Origin of the sequence: Deinococcus aerius (genome assembly GCF_002897375.1) — a bacterium.
Lineage (GTDB): Bacteria > Deinococcota > Deinococci > Deinococcales > Deinococcaceae > Deinococcus > Deinococcus aerius.
On record NZ_BFAG01000011.1, the window covers coordinates 99,085 to 116,360 of the forward strand.

The 17,276-nt window shown below is 73.7% G+C and carries 18 protein-coding genes; 12 read left to right on the forward strand and 6 right to left on the reverse strand.

The window, feature by feature from the left end:
• Positions 1 to 77: 77 nt before the first annotated feature.
• Positions 78 to 239 (reverse strand): hypothetical protein, encoded by a 162-nt coding sequence (locus DAERI_RS22450; RefSeq protein ID WP_165794229.1) that lies wholly within the window; start codon positions 237 to 239, stop codon positions 78 to 80.
• Positions 240 to 324: 85 nt separating this feature from the next.
• On the opposite strand from DAERI_RS22450, the gene DAERI_RS15070 reads away from it, so the two are divergent.
• Both DAERI_RS15070 and DAERI_RS15075 read left to right on the forward strand, forming a co-directional pair.
• Positions 325 to 972, forward strand: coding sequence for a histidine phosphatase family protein (locus DAERI_RS15070; protein ID WP_103130258.1), 648 nt, complete (start codon positions 325 to 327; stop codon positions 970 to 972).
• Positions 969 to 1,685, forward strand: coding sequence for an alpha/beta hydrolase family protein (locus DAERI_RS15075; protein WP_103130259.1), 717 nt, complete (start codon positions 969 to 971; stop codon positions 1,683 to 1,685). Before DAERI_RS15070 ends, DAERI_RS15075 begins: the two co-directional genes overlap by 4 nt.
• Positions 1,686 to 1,942: 257 nt before the next feature.
• On the opposite strand, the gene DAERI_RS15080 is transcribed toward DAERI_RS15075, so the two are convergent.
• Complete coding sequence (locus DAERI_RS15080) at positions 1,943 to 3,145, reverse strand: AI-2E family transporter (protein ID WP_165794230.1); 1,203 nt, start codon at positions 3,143 to 3,145, stop codon at positions 1,943 to 1,945.
• Between the two features lie 197 nt (positions 3,146 to 3,342).
• Here DAERI_RS15080 and DAERI_RS15085 point away from each other — a divergent pair, with 197 nt between their 5' ends.
• The 5 genes from DAERI_RS15085 to DAERI_RS15105 are packed head-to-tail and all read left to right on the forward strand — an operon-like array spanning position 3,343 to position 7,757.
• Positions 3,343 to 4,575, forward strand: coding sequence for a class I SAM-dependent RNA methyltransferase (locus DAERI_RS15085; RefSeq protein WP_103130261.1), 1,233 nt, complete (start codon positions 3,343 to 3,345; stop codon positions 4,573 to 4,575).
• Between the two features lie 21 nt (positions 4,576 to 4,596).
• On the forward strand, positions 4,597 to 5,037 hold the full coding sequence (locus tag DAERI_RS15090; RefSeq protein ID WP_103130262.1) for a tautomerase family protein: 441 nt from the start codon (positions 4,597 to 4,599) through the stop codon (positions 5,035 to 5,037).
• Positions 5,038 to 5,071: 34 nt separating this feature from the next.
• Entirely contained in the window at positions 5,072 to 6,337 is a 1,266-nt protein-coding gene (locus DAERI_RS15095; RefSeq protein WP_103130263.1) for an NAD(P)/FAD-dependent oxidoreductase, read from the forward strand.
• Between the two features lie 26 nt (positions 6,338 to 6,363).
• Complete coding sequence (locus DAERI_RS15100; protein ID WP_103130264.1) at positions 6,364 to 6,987, forward strand: VOC family protein; 624 nt, start codon at positions 6,364 to 6,366, stop codon at positions 6,985 to 6,987.
• Between the two features lie 5 nt (positions 6,988 to 6,992).
• Positions 6,993 to 7,757 (forward strand): aminoglycoside adenylyltransferase domain-containing protein, encoded by a 765-nt coding sequence (locus DAERI_RS15105; protein WP_133162045.1) that lies wholly within the window; start codon positions 6,993 to 6,995, stop codon positions 7,755 to 7,757.
• Positions 7,758 to 7,771: 14 nt separating this feature from the next.
• Here DAERI_RS15105 and DAERI_RS15110 read toward each other — a convergent pair whose 3' ends face one another.
• From DAERI_RS15110 to plsY, 4 genes are all read right to left on the reverse strand, one after another.
• Positions 7,772 to 8,356 (reverse strand): rhomboid family intramembrane serine protease, encoded by a 585-nt coding sequence (locus DAERI_RS15110; RefSeq protein WP_103130266.1) that lies wholly within the window; start codon positions 8,354 to 8,356, stop codon positions 7,772 to 7,774.
• 128 nt (positions 8,357 to 8,484) lie between these two features.
• Positions 8,485 to 9,504, reverse strand: a complete 1,020-nt coding sequence (locus DAERI_RS15115; protein ID WP_103130267.1) for an aspartate-semialdehyde dehydrogenase — start codon at positions 9,502 to 9,504, stop codon at positions 8,485 to 8,487.
• A gap of 169 nt (positions 9,505 to 9,673) precedes the next feature.
• On the reverse strand, positions 9,674 to 9,889 hold the full coding sequence (locus tag DAERI_RS15120) for a hypothetical protein (RefSeq protein ID WP_235610414.1): 216 nt from the start codon (positions 9,887 to 9,889) through the stop codon (positions 9,674 to 9,676).
• Positions 9,890 to 10,395: 506 nt separating this feature from the next.
• Positions 10,396 to 10,989, reverse strand: a complete 594-nt coding sequence (plsY, locus tag DAERI_RS15125; RefSeq protein ID WP_103130269.1) for a glycerol-3-phosphate 1-O-acyltransferase PlsY — start codon at positions 10,987 to 10,989, stop codon at positions 10,396 to 10,398.
• A 107-nt stretch (positions 10,990 to 11,096) separates the two neighbouring features.
• On the opposite strand from plsY, the gene DAERI_RS15130 reads away from it, so the two are divergent.
• The 5 genes from DAERI_RS15130 to DAERI_RS15150 are packed head-to-tail and all read left to right on the forward strand — an operon-like array spanning position 11,097 to position 17,213.
• Positions 11,097 to 12,572 (forward strand): sensor domain-containing diguanylate cyclase, encoded by a 1,476-nt coding sequence (locus DAERI_RS15130; protein WP_103130270.1) that lies wholly within the window; start codon positions 11,097 to 11,099, stop codon positions 12,570 to 12,572.
• A 28-nt stretch (positions 12,573 to 12,600) separates the two neighbouring features.
• Positions 12,601 to 13,032: a VOC family protein gene (locus tag DAERI_RS15135; protein ID WP_103130342.1), complete on the forward strand. Its 432-nt coding sequence runs from the start codon at positions 12,601 to 12,603 to the stop codon at positions 13,030 to 13,032.
• Complete coding sequence (locus DAERI_RS15140) at positions 13,029 to 13,403, forward strand: VanZ family protein (RefSeq protein WP_235610415.1); 375 nt, start codon at positions 13,029 to 13,031, stop codon at positions 13,401 to 13,403. Before DAERI_RS15135 ends, DAERI_RS15140 begins: the two co-directional genes overlap by 4 nt.
• Before the next feature lie 10 nt (positions 13,404 to 13,413).
• Entirely contained in the window at positions 13,414 to 14,367 is a 954-nt protein-coding gene (locus DAERI_RS15145) for an AAA family ATPase (protein WP_103130271.1), read from the forward strand.
• 11 nt (positions 14,368 to 14,378) lie between these two features.
• Positions 14,379 to 17,213 carry a transglutaminaseTgpA domain-containing protein gene (locus DAERI_RS15150; protein WP_103130344.1) on the forward strand — a complete coding sequence of 945 codons (2,835 nt, stop codon included), beginning with the start codon at positions 14,379 to 14,381 and terminating at the stop codon, positions 17,211 to 17,213.
• Positions 17,214 to 17,276 lie beyond the last annotated feature (63 nt).

Consider the following 17,276-nt stretch of genomic DNA (forward strand, 5'->3'; position numbering starts at 1 on the left):
GGGTTATCCCCGCAACCCGAAGAGGCCCGTTCCCGCGCCGAAAAAGGCGAGCGGGGCGGGCCTCCCCTCTGACCTCCTCACGGGCTCTTCTGCTCCGTCGTCGTCGTGGTCGTTGTGCCCTGCGACTGGCCGGCCGAGTCGAAGGTCTTGGTGGTCGTCGTGCTGGTGCTGGTCTCGGTCTTGTTGTCGCAGGCGGCGAGGAGCAGCGCGGCGCACAGCAGGGGCAGGACTTTTCTCATGTCTCCATTGTTTGGCGGGGTGCTGACGCGGTATGAACGGACCCAGCGAGAAGTCTTTACCCTGAGGGGGATGTCAACTGGCCTCATGCCCACCCGCCTCCTGCTGATTCGGCACGCTGACTCCTGGCACAAGCGGGAGGGCATTGTGGGCGGGCCGAGGGGGGACCGGGGGTTGACGGAGGAGGGCGTTCGGCAGGCCGAGCGGCTGCATGACCGTCTCGCCCGGCAGGGGTTGGAGGGGCAGGCGGTCTACTCGTCCCCGCTGCCCCGGTCCCTTCAGACGGCGGGAATGGCCACGCGGGACCTGAACCTGCCCCCCGTCACCCCCGACCCCGGCCTGATCTCCTGGGCGGTGCCTGACGAGGCGGACGGAATGCCCACGCGGGAATTCCAGACCCGCTACGCCACCCCCGGCGGCGTCTTTCACCCCTTCGAGTCGGTCAGCGAATCCTGGGCCTCCCTCGTCACCCGCGCCTCGCACACGCTGCTGACGCTGGCGCGGCGGCACCGGGGGCAGACCACGCTCGTCTTCACCCACGCGGAGGTCGTCAAGGCGTCCCTCGTGGCGTTCGGCAACCTTCCCCTGCTGCCGCCCTTCGAGGTGGAGGTGAGGCCGGCGTCGGTCACGGAATGGCGGACGGGGGGCGACCCCGCCGCGTGGCCTCCGCCCTTTCTGGCCTGGACGCTGGCTCGGTGGAACGACGCCGCTCATCTGGAGGGAGGGGAGGGGTGAGGATTCCCGGCCTGGACCTCCCCGTCTTCCCGGATGCCGACCGGCTCACGCTTCCCTTCGCGGACGTGACGCTGGGCGGTTACCTGTGGCGGCAGCCTCATGCCGCGCCCGCCGCCCTGCTGCTGCACGGCTGGGGGCAGGACGCCTCGGACATGGCGTGCCCGGCGAGGCTTTTCCACCAGGCCGGATGGCACGCCCTGAGTCTTTCCCTGCGCGGCTGGCGCGGGTCGAGCGGGTGCGACGACTACGGGCGCAGCGGGCCAGGGGACACCTTGCGGGTGCTGAATTGGCTCCGGGACAGGCCCGACGTGACCTCCACGGTGCTGCTCGGGTTCTCGCTGGGCGGGCTGGTGGCGCTGCTGACCGCCGTGCGGGAACATCAGGCGCGCCTGGTCGTCGCGGTCAATGCCCCCACCGACCTGCGCGGGGTGTACAAGGCCACCTCCTCCCGGATCCTGCGCCGCTCCTACGACGCCGTGCTGACGGAGGCGCAGTGGGAGGAGGGCTCGCCCATCCGCTGGGCCGGGCGGCTGCGGACCCCGGCGCGGGTGGTGGTGGGCACCCACGACGCCCTGTGTCCCCCGGCCCTGGGCCGCGAGTTCGCCCGGGCGTCGGGGGCGGGGCTGCTGGAGGTCCAGGGGATGGCCCACCTGCCGAGCGAGGCCGAGTGGGCACTCATCGTGCGGGCGGCGCTGGAGGGCGGGGCGGGGTAAGCCGAGGGAGCCCGACGTGGGACGGGGCTGGGTCCCTTCTCCCAATCTGCGCTCGCTGGGTGTGTCGTCCCCCCGCCCAGATCGGTGGGGAGGCTGTCCCGGCGGGAGGGCCGAACACGTCACCGAGGGGGAAGGCGGGGGTCGGGCACGAATCCCTTCCCACGGCCGCCACCCTGTTCAGCCTCCTCGTCTCCGGGGCCGCCGGGAGCCTCAAGGTGCCCGGTCCTCCCCCAGAGCGCTGACGACCGCGGCGCACCTCATCTGGGGCGGCGTGACGGGGGGGCGGCGGCGGGGGTGACCGTCGACGGCGGGAGAAGGACCTCCGCCTCCTGGCCGGGGGCCTCCCCGCCCTGAGCCGCCCGCGGGACCTCCTCCTGGCCCTGGTAGGCGCGGCTGGGCAGCCAGTAGCGCACGGCCCAGCGGTGCAGCAGCAGGGCGGCGGGACCCGCGAGCATGGCGCCCAGCGCCCCGCCGAGAGCGAGGCCCACGAGTACGGCGACGAGGAGGGCCGCCGGGGTGAGCCGGGTGGTGCGGCCCATAATCATCGGCCCCAGGATGTTGCCCCCGATCTGGTTGAGGAGGAAATACAGCCCCGCCACCAGGCCCAGCGTGAGGGGACCCTGCGGGAGGGCCAGCAGCAGCGGGGGGATGACGGCGATGATGATGCCGACGAAGGGAATCAGCCACGACAGGGCGGTGAGCAATCCCAGGGCGAGCGGGTTGGGCACCCCCAGCAGCAGCAGGCCCAGCGCGGCGAGGACCCCGACCCCCAGGCCGGTCAGGAGCAGCCCCCGGATGGCCCGGCCAAAGGACAGGCTAACATCCTCCGACAGCCGGGCCAGGCCGGGCTGCCATTCGCGCGGAAACGCCTTCAGGAGCCCGGTGGTGATCCGGGGGTAGTCCAGGGCGAAATACAGCGCCAGCGTGAGCAGCAGGCCGATCCGCCCCAGCCACGCCAGCCAGTCGGCCAGCAGCGAGGGGCTGGAGGACAGCAGGCGGTCGAGCAGCGGGCCGATGTTGCTGACGATCTCCGCTGCCCGGTTCTGCACGTACTCGGCGAGGCGGGCCTGAAGCTGCTCGACGCCCGGCACGTCGCTGGGGTGCCGCAGCGCCCGGTCGAGGAGCTGGGTCAGGAGATCGGCGAGGGCGGGCAGGCTGTTCACGAAGCTGAGGACCTGATCCGCCAGCCGCCAGAAGAGCAGCGCCGAGACGCCGAGCAGGGCCAGGGTAAACAGCAGCACGCCCCAGCCCCGGGCCAGCCCCCGACGTTCGAGCCAAGTCAGCGCCGGGTTGATCAGGTAGGCGATGGCGTAGGCGCCGCCCACCGTCAGCAGCACCCCGCTCAGCCGCCGCGCCAGGAGGAACAGGAGGACCAGCCCCAGCAGGTAGACGGGCAGCCGCACCTGCGGCCTGGCCCACAGGTCGTGCAGAAGCTGCGGCACGGTTCGTTTGGAGTTCACGGCGGCTCCTCGGCGGGGATGATTCGGGGGCGGGGTGTACCTCAGCATTATGCGGCCCCAGGCGCGTTCGGGGCGGCGAGGGACCCTGCCCCCGTCCCGCCCAGCGGAGCGAGGTCGCGGGTCACCGGGACCCCGCCGCGGGTCCGCCCCGTCCTGGGTCGCCCACCCCGCCGTTCGCCCGCGCTACCCTGTCCCCCATGCCGGAAGCTCTCCTCACGCTGGATATCGAAAAACTCGTCGCCGGGGGGATGGGCCTCTCACGGGACGAGTCCGGCGTGGTCCTCGTGCGCGGGGCGCTGCCGGGCGAGCGGGTCGTGGCCGCGGTGCGGGCGGGCCGCGGCGTGCGCCAGGGCGTGACCCGCGAGGTGCTGGCGCCCAGCCCCGACCGGGTGGAGGCCCCCGACCTCCCCACCGTGGACCTCGCGCACGCCGCCTACCCGGCGCAGCTCGCCTACAAACGCGGCTTCGTGGCGGAGGCCCTGACCCGCATCGCCAAGCTGCGGCACCCCGTGGCGGAGACGGTGCCCAGCCCGCGCGAGTGGCACTACCGCAACACGGCGCAGTACCTCGTGACCCCGGGGGGCCTCGCCTACCGGGAGCGCCGGGGCCGCGACCCGCAGCCCGTGGGCCAGGACCCGCTGGTGATGGAGGCGGTCCAGGCGGTGATGGACCGCCTGGACCCCGAGCGGCTGGACCCCGCCACCGAAGTCGCCTTCCGCGCCAGCCGCCTGACGGGCGAGGTGGTCGCCGCGCTCATCGGGGCGGGCGAGCCGAGGGTGTTCCTGCGGGCCTCCGATCATCTCATGGACGCGGGGGTCGTCGGGGTCAGCCTCGCGCAGCCCTCCGGGAAGAGGTTCGGGGCGGGCGTCCGCCTGATCGCGGGCGAGGCCGAGATTCAGGAGCAGTTCGGGCGGGTGCGGGTGGGGGTCACGGCGACGGGCTTCGCGCAGGTCAACCCCGAGGCGGCGGGGCTGGCGTACATCCACGCGGCGGAACTCGCCGGGAGCGGGCTGCACGCGGTGGACCTCTACGGGGGCTCGGGCGCCATCGGGCGGCACCTCGCGCCCCACTTCACCCGTGTGACCGTGCTGGACACGGCGGCTGAGGCCTTGAGCCGCGGGCGGCAGGCGGTCGCCCAGGGCGGTGAGCGCAACGTGACCTTCCGCAGCGGCGACGCCTCGCGCTTCGGCGAGCTGGGCACCGACGTGATCGTGGTGGACCCACCCCGCGCGGGCCTGGACGAGGAGGTGCGCGACCACATTCACGCGAGTACCGCCGACCGCCTGGTGTACGTGAGCTGCGACCCGGCGACCTGGGCGCGCGACGTGGGCGACCTCACCCGGCGGGGCTGGCGGCTGGGCTCGGTCACGCCCCACGACTTCTACCCCCAGACGAGCCACGTGGAAGTGGTCAGCGTCCTCGACCGCTGAGGCGTGGGCCTAGACTGGGCCATGCCCTACCTGCGCGTCACCTGCCCCCCGCTGCCCGCCGAGCGCAAGCGCCACATCGCCGGGCAACTGACCGAGGCGGTGAACCTCCTCTTCTTCTCGCCCCGTGGCGGCCCCACCCGCGAGGAATTGCGGGAGCGCACGACCATTCACTTCACCGAGTACGGCGGGGACGACCTGTACATCGGGGGGCGCTCCAGCGGCGAGCGCGGCGTGACTGACCTGACGGTGGAATTGTCCGACTGGAACATGGGCGTGTGCCAGCAGCGGCGGGTGGCGCGGCACCTCACCCCCCTGCTCGCCCGGCTGTTCGGGGTGAAGGACCCGGACAACGTCAACCTCCGCTTCCACTCCTACCCGCCCACGGCCTTTGCCGCCGGGGGCCGCCTCCTCGCCGACCGGGTGCCCCGGATCGGTCAGGCGATGAAAAAGCTTCAGGGTTGACGGAAGCGCCCACCCGGGCTGCTACCCTCCTCCCATGCTGGACGTTCTGGTGATCGGCGCGGGCCTCGCGGGCCTGACGGCGGCGCGCGTGCTGACGCGGGCGGGGCGGCGCGTGCGCGTGCTGGAGGCGGCGGGGGTCGGCGGGCGCCTGACGACCCGGGTGGTGGACGGCTACACGCTCGACGCGGGGTATCAGGTGATCTTCCCGGCATACCCGGCGCTGCGGCGGCACCTTGATTTTGGCGCGCTCGACCTCGTCCAGATTCCCTCGGCGGCGGTGATCCGCTGGGGGGCGCGGGCGGAGGTGCTGGGTGACCCCCTCCGCGACCCGGGCAGCCTGCCGGGCTCGCTGACTTCGCGGGCACTCACCCTGGGGGACAAGCTGCGGGTGGCCCGTCTGGTCGCTCAGCTCCGCGCCCCCTCCCCGCACTCCCTGCTCAACGGCCCCGACGAGACGACGGAGAGTTACCTGCGGCGCCAGGGCTTCAGCGAGGGGGCCATCGACGCCTTCTTCCGCCCCTTTTTCGGGGGCATCTTCCTGCGGCGCGACCTGGGTGCGAGCGCGCGGCTCTTCCGCTACTACTTCCGCATGCTGGTGGACGGCGGCACGGCCCTGCCCCGCCGCGGGGTGGGGGAGATCCCGGCCCAGCTCGCCCGGGACCTGGACGTGACGACCGGCGTGCGCGTCACCCGCCTCCTGCCGCACCCGGAGAATGGGCATGTCACCGCCGTCACCTCCGCCGGGGAGATCGACGCCCGCTCGGTGATCGTCGCCACCGACCCGGGCACCGCGCAGGCATTGACGGGGGAACCCGTGTCGCGCGGGAGCCTGGGCAGCACGTACCTGTACTACGCCTCGGCCACCGCGCTCGACCGCCAGCCCCGCCTCCTGCTGAATGCGGAGGACGGGCTGATCAACAATGCCCAGTGGGTCAGCAACGTCATCCCCGAGCGGGCCCCGGCGGGGGAGCACCTCCTCACCGTCTCGGTCCTGGGCCTGCCCGACCTCGACGACGATTCACTGGACGCCCGGGTGCGCGGCGAGCTGAGCCGCTGGTACGGGGCGGGCGCAGGCGGTTTGCGGACCCTGGGCATCGAGCGCATCCACCACGCCCAGTACCCGCAGCCCCCCGAGTACGCCGCGACCCTGCCCGGCCACGCCACCGGTCTCCCCGGCGTCCTCCTCGCGTCCGAGGTCACCGCGTCGAGCAGCATCCAGGGCGCGATGGAAAGCGGGGAGAAGGCGGCGGCGATCCTCCTCGGGGACCTCTCGGGCATGAGCCGCCCGCGCGGGGCGTGAGAAGCGCCCGCCCTATCCTGTCTTCCATGACCGCCCACCTCGACCACCTCGTCGTCGCCGCCCGCACGCTGGAGGAGGGCCGCGCGTGGCTGGAGGGGCGCCTGAACGTTCCGGCGCAGCCCGGCGGCGAGCACGAGCGGTTCGGCACCCACAACGTCCTGCTCTCGCTCGGCCCCGCGGCGTACCTGGAGGTCATTGCGGTGAATCCACAGGCCCCTGCCCCGGAGCGCCCGCGCTGGTTCGGCCTCGACACGCCCGAAATGCGCGAGCGGCTGGAGGACGGCCCGCTGCTGATCCACTGGGTCGCGCGGGTGCCTGACCTGGACGGCTTGGACCTCGCCCCCTTCGGCGAGCCGCTCGACCTCGCCCGCGGCGAGAACCGCTGGACGCTCACCGTGCCGGGGGACGGCTCCCTACCCGGGGGCGGCGTGCGCCCCAGCCTGATCCGCTGGCACACCCCATCCCCGCCCACGCGCCTCCCCGACGCGGGCGTGCGCCTCCTGACCCTGCGCCTGGGGACTCCCGACCCCGACGGTTTGCGGAACGTCCTGAACACGCTCAACCTCGTGGGCGAGGTGGAGGTTTACGAGGCGCCGCAGCCCGAACTCGTGGCGATGCTGGAGACGCCGGAGGGCCCAGTGACCCTGTGAGGGAAGTGGCGCCCCCGTTCATCCCCGAGGTCCGCGCGATGCTCGACGCGTTGCTGCCGGGAGTTCAAGCCGCGCTGGGTCCTGGCCTCGTGGGCCTGTACCTGCGCGGCTCACTCGCCCTGGGCGACTTCGACCCGGTCACGAGCGACATCGACTTCCTCGCCGTGACCGAACGGCCCGTCACGGGGGAGCAGTTCGCCGCCCTGGCCAAGTTGCACGAGAGGCTGGCGACCCTTCCGAACCCCTACGCGCACCACCTGGAGGGTTCTTACATCGACCGCGCGGCCCTGCGCCGCTTCGGCCCGGATGAGCGGCGGCACCCGTCCATGGGGCCGGATTGGTCGTTCGACTGGGGCGACCACGGCGCGGACTGGGTGCTGGAACGCTGGATCGTCCGCGAGCGGGGGGTGACCCTCCTGGGGCCGGACCCGAAGACGCTGATCGAGCCCATCACGCCGTCCGAACTCAGGACCGCCGTGCGGGAGCAACTGCGCTGGTGGGCGGCATTGCCGGATAGGCCTAACTGGCTCCGGCGCCGCAGCTATCAGGCCTTCGCCGTCGAGACGATGTGCCGCGCGCACCTCACCCTGCGGACGGGCGAGTTGCCGAGCAAGCCGCAGGCCGTCGCCTGGGCGCTGGGGGCCTTGCCGGAGGAATGGCGCCCGCTCATCGAACGTTCGAGGCTCTGGCGCGAGGACGAAACGCCGGACCCGGACACGTTGCCGGAGGTGATGCGCTTCGTCCGCTGGGCGGCAGAAACGGCTTCCTGACGGCCCTGGCCTCTTCAGGACCTGGAACGGGGCGAGTACGCGCTGGCCTGGTCCTCCCGCCCGGGCCGCCTGCCGTGCAGCAGCGCCGCCGCGATCAGCCCCGCCACGAAGCCGAAGAGGTGCGCTTCCCAGGAGATCAGGGGGTTGGTCGGCAACACACCCCACAGCGCCCCGCCGTACAGGAACAGCGCGACCACGGCGACGCCGATGGCGGCGGGTGTCCGCTCCCACCAGCCCACCCCCAGCAGGAAGGCGAGGTAGCCGAACACGAGTTCCGAGGCGCCCAGGTGCAGGCTGCCCCCGCGGCCCAACAGCCACACGAGCAGCCCGCCGACCACGACGATCACCAGCGTCGCCACGAGGAAGCGGGCTGCCCCGCGCAGCGCGCTCATAAAGGCGAGCACGGCGAGGGGCACCGTGTTGGCGATGAGGTGCCCGAAGCTCCCGTGGAGGAAGGGCGCAGTCAGGATGTGGGAGAGGCTGCCCGGGTCGCGCGGCACGATCCCGTACCCGTCGAGCGTCCCCCCGAAGACGAACTGGTCGAGAACTTCCTGTCCCCAGACGAGACCGACGAGGAGCAGCGTGAGCCGTGCGGCCACGCCTGTGGGGGAACGCCTGCGAGGGGGCTGGGGAGGAAGGGTGGGCCGCCGTCTCACTCCCCCAGTCTGACCCAAAAGGGGAGGGGCCACCGGGAGCGTTCCCCCAGTGGCCCCAGTCCCCGAGTTCCTTACCCCGCGACCCGGCCCTTCAGCGCGCCCTGCTCCTGCAAGTATTCGGCGATCTGCACCGCGTTCAGCGCCGCCCCCTTCAGAAGCTGGTCGCCCGCCACGAACAGGTCCAGCCCGCCCTCGAACACCAGCGAGGAGCGGATGCGCCCCACCTCCACGTCGTACTTGCCGCTGGCGGTGAGGGGCATGGGGTAGAGCTTGGCCCCGGGATCGTCGCGCACCTCGACGCCCGCCGCGCGGCCCAGCAACTTGCGGGCCTGCTCGGGCGTGGCGGGGCGCTCCAGCTCCAGCGTAATCGCCTCGCTGTGAGTCCGCAGGGTGGGGATGCGCACGGCGGTGCAACTGATCTTCAGCGAGTCGTCGCCCAGAATCTTGCGCGTCTCCCAGACGACCTTCATCTCCTCCTTGGTGTAGCCGTTCTCCTGGAAGGCGTCGATGTGCGGGATCACGTTGAAGGGGATGGGGTGGGCGAAGACCTCCGCCCCCGCCTCACCGCCGCCGAGGACCACGCGCGTCTGGTCGAGCAGCTCCTTGATGCCCTTCTGCCCGGCGCCGCTCGTGGCCTGGTAGGTCGAGACGATCATGCGCCTCACGCCGAACTCGCGGTGCAGGGGCGCGACCGCGACGACCGCAACCGCCGTGGTGCAGTTCGGGTTGGCGATGATCCCCTTGTGCCGCAGCGCCGCCTCGCCGTTGACCTCGGGGACGACCAGGGGCACGTCCGGCTCGTAGCGGAAGGCGCTGGAGTTGTCGATCACGACCGCGCCGCCCGCCACCCACGCCGGGGCTTTCTCCTTGCTGATCGACCCGCCCGCGGACGCCAGGATCAGGTCGGCGTTGATGGCCCCCTCGGGCGTGGCCTGCACCGTCAGCTCCTGGCCGCCAAAGGGCAGCTTGACCCCCGCCGAGCGCGGGCTGGCGTAGAGCTGCAACTCGCCAAATTTCAGCGTGCTGCTCTCCAGCACCCGCAAGAGTTCGTGCCCGACGGCCCCCGTGGCTCCCACAATCGCTACGCGCATTTCCACGCCTCCTTCAAGAACTGTGTATGCCGAAAAAAGGCCGCCGCGCAGGAGTTGCGGGCGGCTCAGACGCGAAGCCGCCCTACGGGGTGGTCGTCAGGGGGCGGCGCATGGGGGCAAGGTACCCGCCGGGGGCCGGGGGGTCAAGGGGCCAGGCTAGGGGAGGGCCTCACCGTTTCTTGCGGAGGAAGGTCAGCCAGCCCGCCCGCTCGGCCCGCCCGGCGGGGGCGATGTCGCTCATCTTGATCTCGGCCTCGGGGTGGGGGGCCATCTCCCAGTTCCCGGAGACGAGGATCATGCCGCCGTAGCGCCCCGCCGCGTACAGGGCGTGGGCATGTTCCTGCTCCTCGGTGAGGGCGCGGGGGTCGGCCAGGGCTTCGAGCATCGCCTGAAGGCTGTCGTCCTCACAGGTCCAGCACCCCCTCGAAAAGGTGGCTTCTTGACCGTAAATGCGAATCCTGACCGGCATGGACGCTCCCGGGCCGAACGGGCTGATCACCGTCCGGGCTTGTCAGTTGTCTTGACCCGCCCAGCATAGCGCACGGTGGAAGGGGGCTGGTGATCCGTGTCCTCCACCCCCAGCAGGCGCAAGGTCGGATTTTGGCCGGTCTGGCTGCGTTCGATCCCTCAGTCCGCCTCGCCGACAGCTCCCCTGGGAACGCTTGAGGCGACATGAGGAGTTGGGCGGGGCGGCCTTCCCGGCGGCTGGCACGAGGGCGAGCTATGCTCGCCACCCCCTCCCCCGCAAGCGGGGAGAAAGAGTCCTCATCCCACACGGTGTTTTCCGTATTGCACATCAGGCGTTAGGAGGGGAGCCAGGTCCGTCCTTGACCCTCCGGGGGCCCGAGCCTGTTGCCTCCCCCCAGCTCGCAACTTCGCGCTCGCCCCGCCTCACCCCTTCTGGCCCAGCCGCCGCTCGTTTCCGGCCTGAAGGCGGGTGATGTTGTCGCGGTGCTGCCAGGTCAGGAGCGCGGCGAGAAAGGCGACCGTCAGGATCAGCCAGCCCGGGCGGGCGAGGGCCGCGGCCAGCGTCACGGCGGTCAGCGCCCCCAGGATGCTGCCCGCGCTCACGAAGCGGGTGAGCCAGATGCAGGCCGTCCCGACCACGAAGGCGCCGCCGCCCACCACCGGGTCCACGGCGGCCATCGTGCCGAAGCTGGTCGCCACGCCCTTGCCGCCGCGCCAGCCCAGGAAGGGGCTGAAGTTGTGGCCCAGCACGGCGGCCACGCCGCACAGGGCGCAGAGGGCGGGGTCCAGGCCCAGCGCCCTTCCCAGCCACACGGCGAGCGCCCCCTTGAGCATGTCGAACAGCGCCACGACGAGGGCGGGGCCGCTCCCCAGGGCGCGCAGCACGTTGGTGGCGCCGCTGTTGCCGCTGCCCACCTTGCGGATATCCACCCCGCGCCCCCGCGCCACCCAGGCGGCGGCGGGGATCGAGCCGATCAGGTAGGCGGCGAGCACGGCGAGGGCGGCGAGCAGGATCACGGCCCTGATTGTAGGGGCTGCGGGGCCGCCCCCGACCCGCCCACCTCATGAACTTCCCGTCAGCCGTTGTCACGTCCCGGTAAGAAGAGCGCCGTTAGGGTGGGGACGTGTCCGCCCCCCGGCCCACCCACGAGCCCGCCCGCCCGGCCGCCCTGGCCCGGGCCGGGGTTCTGGACGCGGCGCCGGAGGAAACTTTTGACCGCATCACGCGCCTGGCCGTGCGCGCGCTGAACGTGCCCTACGCGGTGCTCACGCTGATGGACGCGGAGGGGGGATTCACCAAGTCCTGCCACGGCCCGGGGCTCGCCGGAATGGGCCTGCCCCGCGAGGAGCGGCCCCGCGGCTGGCCCACCCTCCCGGACGGTCCGCTGCACATCGGGGACCTGGCCGCCGACCCACGCTTTCAACGCCACCCGCTCTTCGGCCTGGGGTCGCGCCTGGGCGTGCGGATGTACGCGGGCGTGCCCCTGGTGACCCCGGGGGGCGAGCGGCTGGGCACGCTGTGCGTCCTCGATACCCGGGCGCGGACGCTGGGCGCCCACGAGCAGGACCTCCTGCACAGCCTCGCCGCGCTCGCAACGGATGAGCTGGAGCGGCGGGCCTTGCGGCTGGACCTCGCCCGCGCCCAGGAGCAGGAGGCGCTCTTGCAGGACCTCGCCCGGCTGATCGAGGGTCCCCTGATGCCCGAGGAGACGGCCCGCAGGGCCCTGGGACGGCTGCACTCGGGCCTGCCCCTGGACGGGTCGGGCCTGCTGCGCCGCACCCGGGAGGGCGTGGAGGTCAGGGCCGGGGGAGGAGGGCACGGGGAGGTGCTTCGCGCCCTCGGCCCGGGGGGCGCCGGGTGGGCTGCCCACGAGGGGGAGGAACCCCTCTTCCTCGTGGGCGCCCGGGGGGTCGCGCAGGCCTTTCCCGAGCTGGCGGAGGCGGGGCTGGGGGCGCTGGCCTGGCTGCCCCTGCCGGGTGGGGAGGACGCGGCCCACGCCCTGGCCTTCCTCCGGGTGGGTGAATCCCCCTGGACTCCCGAGGAGCGCCGGGCGCTAGAGGCGGGCGCCCGCGCCGTGGCCGTGGCCCTGGAGCGGGCCGAACATGACCGGCGGCTGGAGCGGGCCGTCCTGACCGACCCCCTGACCGGGTTGGGTAACCGCCACGCCTTTGACCGCGCGCTGGAGGAGGCCGACGGCCTGCGCGCGCGGGGCGGGGTGGGCTACGTGCTCGCGCTGGTGGACCTCGACGGGATGCGGCGGGTGAACGACGAGTACGGCCGCGCCCGCGGCGACGAGCTGCTGCGCGAGTTCGCCCGGCAGCTCCAGCACCCCGACGTGGCCGCCTACCGCCTGGGCGGCGACGAGTACGCCCTGCTCCACCTGAACCCCGGCCTGCCCGAGGCCGCCGCGCAGGCGCTCGTGAACCGGGTGGCGGGGGCGGTGCGCTTTACCCGCAGCCTGGCCTTCCCGGTGGGCGCGTCCGTGGGGGTCGCCACCGTGCCCGACGACGCCCCGGGGGCAACCGGGGCCCTGCGCGCCGCCCTGCGCCGGATGCACGCCCAGAAGCGCGCCCGCCGGGGGGCCGGGCATGGCCGCTGACGCCCCGGGCCCCGCTACCCTGGAGCCGATGACCGTCACCCTGCTCGATCACGTCGCCATCGCCACCCCCGACCTCGACCTCGGGGCCGCGCCCTACCTCGCCCTGGGCCTGACCCCCGAGGGGCCGGACGAGGAGGTCCCCACGCAGGGGGTGCGGGTGCGCGCCTTCGTGGTGGGCGAAACCCTGATCGAACTCCTGGCCCCCACCCGGCCCGACAGCCCCATCGCCGCCTTTCTGGAGCGGCGCGGCCCGGGCCTGCACCACACCGCCTATCGGGTGGCCGACCTGGAGGCCGAGATGGCGCGGCTGCGGGGGCTGGGCGCCCGCTTCCTCTCGGGGGTGCCGTCGCCCGGGCGGGCGGGCACCCGGGTCGCCTTCCTGCACCCGAAATGGGGCGCGGGCACCCTGATCGAACTCGTGGAGCATCCGGCGGGGCACGGGGGGCAGGGCCACCGTTGAGCCGCCCCGCCCGACCCCTCTGGTGGCTCCCCACCCTCGCCGTGATGGGGGCGATCTGGTGGCTGAGTTCGCAGCCGCACACGCCCGGCCCGACGCTGGTGCATCCGCTTGACTGGGGGGCGCATTTCACGGCGTACCTGATCCTGGGCTTCTGCCTGGGCCGCGCGACGGGGCGGTGCGGGCTGGCGCTCGTGCTCGCCGCGTGGTTCGGGGCGCTCGACGAGGTGCATCAGGCCTTCGTACCCCCGCGCGAGGCGGGCGGGACCGACTGGCTCTTCGACCTGGCGGGGGCCTGGCTGGGCGCCTTCCTCGCCACCCGCCGCCGTGCGGAGGCGTCGCCCGTCGCAGTTCTGTCAGAAGCCCCCCGCTAGCCTGAGGCCCATGACCCGCGCCGCGCCCTCCACCCCCCTCCGGTTCGCTCCCCAGGCGCAGGCGGTGGGGCGCGCGTTGGAGGGACTCGACCGGGTGATCCTGGGCAAGCCCACCCAGGTGCGGCTGGCGGTCGCCTGCCTGCTCGCCCGCGGCCACCTCCTGATCGAGGACCAGCCCGGCGTGGGCAAGACCACCCTGGCGCACGCGCTCGCCCGCACCCTGGGCCTCGCGTTCCGGCGGGTGCAGTTCACCTCCGACCTGCTCCCCGCCGACCTGCTGGGCGTGAGCATCTGGGACGCGCGCGAGGGGATCTTTCGCTACCACCCCGGCCCGGTCTTCTCGGAAGTCCTCCTCGCCGACGAGATCAACCGGGCGACCCCGAAAACGCAGGGCGCGCTGCTGGAGGCGATGGAGGAGCGCACCGTCAGCGAGGGCGGCGTCACCCGGCCCCTCCCCGACCCCTTCTTCGTGATCGCCACCCAGAACCCGGCGGCCTTCGTGGGCACGTCGCCGCTGCCAGAGGCGCAGCTCGACCGCTTCCTCCTTACCGTGACCCTGGGCTATCCCGACCCCCGCGCCGAGCGCACGCTGCTGGAGACGGGCGGGCGGGCGCAGGCGGTGCGCGACCTCCCCGCCGTGCTGGACAGCGCCACCCTCCTCGCGGCCCAGCGGGAGGTGGACGCCGTTCACGCCGCGCCCCCGCTGCTGGACTACCTTCAGCAGCTCGCCCGCGCCACCCGCGGCCATCCGGCCCTCGCCGCCGGGCTCAGCCCCCGCGCGCTGCTCGCGCTCCTCGCGGTGAGCCGCGCCTGGGCCTTCCTGGCGGGCCGGGACATGGTCCTGCCGGAGGACGTGCAGGCCGTCTTTCCCGCCCTGAGCGCCCACCGCCTGCCCCCCCGAGACCCCGGGGTGCGGATAGGCGACGTGACCGCCCGGATTCTGGCCGAGACGCCGATCCCCTAGGGCCGAGTGTGATGCGCCAGCCGCGTCGGCAGGACGCCCCCTCCCCCTCCCTGCGGCCCACCCGGCTGGGACTTGTCTTCCTGGGCCTGATCCTGGTCACGCTGGTGGGCTGCATCAATTACGGCCTGAGCCTGGGGTACGGGGTGACCTTCCTGCTCGGCGGCGTGTGGGTGGCGACGGCGGCGCACGCGACCCGGGCGGGGCGGGCGCTGGGGGCCACGCTGGAAGCCCCGGCGGAGGTGGTGGCCGGAACGGACGCGGCCTTCGTGGCGCGGGTGTCGAGCAGTGGCCCCGCTTTGACGGCGGTGGTCCGGGCCGGATCAGGACGGCGGGCGGCTTCGTCCACCGTCCATGTCCCGGCGGGGGAGACGGCGACGGTCACCCTCCCCGTCCCGGCGCCTGTCCGTGGTTCCCTCACGCTCACCCGCCCCGGCGTGGCGGCCCTCGACCCCCTGGGGCTGTGGGAGGTGGGGCGCCCCCTCCCGGCCCCCGCCCCCCTGACGGTCTTCCCGGCGCCCGAGGCGAACGCGCCGCCCCCGCCTCCCCGCCCGGTCGCCAGCGTGGGGGAGGGGACGGGGCGCACCCGCGGCGACGAGGAGTTCAGCGGCCTGCGCGCGTACGTCCCCGGCGACTCCCCCCGGCAGGTCTCGTGGCGCCACGCGGCGCGCACGGGAACACTGCTCACCCGCGAGACGGACGCACCTGCGGGCACGGCGCTCGCCCTCGACTGGGCCGAGACGGCGGCCCTGCCCGGCACCGAGGCCCGGCTCTCGCGGCTGGCGGCGTGGGTCAATGCGGCGCGGCGCTCGGGCACGCCCTTTCGCCTCACGCTGCCGGGCGTGGCGCTGCCCGTCGGGGCGGGGGAGGCGCACGCCCGGGCGGCTCTGACCGCGCTCGCCCGGCATGAACCGCTGCCCGCTCCGCCCGCCCCGTCGAAGAAAGCCGTCCCCCGTCCCCCCCTCCCCGGCGCCCCGCTGCGCTTCACCCTGTTCGCCCTGGCGGTCGCGCTCGCCCCCGCCGCGCTCAGGCAGCCCGTGTGGCTGACCGCCCTCATCGCGGGCGTGCTGGGCTACAGCGCCGCGCGGACCCTGCGCCGCCTTCCCGCACCGCCCACCCTGCTCCTGGGCCTGACGGCGGGGCTGGGGATCGCCCTGCTGAACGCCGAGTACGGCACCCTGCTCGGGCGCGAGGCGGGCACGGCGCTGCTGGGCCTGCTCGTCGCGCTCAAGGCCGCCGAGACGCGCACCCGGCGGGACGGGCGGCTGCTCGCGCTCCTGGGGATCTTCGTGACCCTCACCCACTTCTTCTTCGGGCAGGGGCCGCTCGCGGCGGCGCACGCGGCGCTGAGCGTGCTGCTGCTGCTCGCCGCGCTGGGGGGTTGGACCGGGGGGACGGGCTCGCTGCGGGCGGCGGGAGTCCTCGCCCTCCAGGCCGCGCCCCTCGCCGCGCTGCTGTTCCTGCTGTTTCCCCGGCCCGACGGGCCACTCTGGCAACTCCCCGTGCAGGACCGCGCCCGCACCGGCCTGGCCGACGAGATCACCGCGGGCGAGTTCGGCGACCTCGCGCAGAGCCGGGCGGTCGCCTTCCGCGCCGACTTCGCGGGCTCCGTCCCCGCCCCCTGGGACCTCTACTGGCGCGGCCCGGTGTACGAGGCCTACGACGGCCTGCGCTGGACCCAGGTGCGCGCCCGCGTCCCCTCACCCAGCGTGGAGTTCACCGGTCCTTCCCTGGCCTACACCCTCACCCTCGAACCCAGCGGCAAGCCGTGGCTCCTCGCGCTCGACACGCCGACCCGCCTGCCGCCCGGCGCGTTCCTGACTGACGCGTTCCAGGCCGTGACCCCCCGGCCCGCCACGGGCCGCACCCGCTACACCTTCGAGGGCCGCCGCGCCCGGCTGGGGGTGCGCGAAAGCGTGGAGCGCCTGAACTTCGACCTGCGGCTGCCGGTGGGGGAGAGCCCCCGGGCCCGTGCCCTCGCCGCGTCCTGGCGCACCCTACAGCCGGACGCCCGGGTGGCGGCGGCGCTGGAGTTCCTGCGGCGGGGCAATTTCCGCTATACCCTCTCGCCCCCGGCGCTGCCCGCGCACGACCGGGTGGACGCCTTCCTGTTCGGCACTCGGCAGGGCTTCTGCGAACACTACGCCTCGGCCTTCGCGTTCCTGATGCGCGCGGCGGGGCTGCCCGCCCGGATCGTCGGCGGTTACCTGGGCGGCGAGCCCAACCCCGACGGCGGCTACCTGATCGTGCGCCAGCAGGACGCCCACGCCTGGACGGAGGTGTGGCTGCCTGGTCAGGGCTGGGTGCGGGTGGATCCCACCGCCGCCGTCGCGCCCGCCCGGGTGAACGCTGATCTGCCCACCGCGCTGCGCCAGCCCACCGCCCTGGCCGCCCCCTCGCCCGGGGGATTGGACCGCGTCGCCCTGCGCCTCGACGCCCTCCAGAACCGCTGGAATACCTGGGTCGCCGGGTACGGCGGCGATCAGCAGCGCGCCCTGCTGGGCCGCCTGGGCGTGGGCGGGGTCGGGAGCCCCCTCTACCTCGCGCTGGGTGGGGGGCTGCTCGCCCTGGGATTGCTGCCCGCGCTGTTCGCCGCGCGGGTGCGGTACCGCCCCACCGATCCCGCCGCCCGCCTGCTCGACGACCTCACCCGCAGGTTGCACCTGCCCCGCAACCCCGGCGAGACGCCGACCGCTTATGCCCAGCGGGCGGCCCTGAAGTATCCCGAGCAGGCGTCCGCCATCGTGGAGGCAATCCGGGCCTACCACAACGCCCGCTACGGCTCAGGCCGTGATGCCCGGGCTCTGTCCGACCTGCGGGCGGCGGTGCGCCGGGTGCGGGGACAGTGAGCGGAGGGATGAGGATAGAAAATCCCCCTATTCCTTATGCCACCCCATCATCTGATGTTCCTT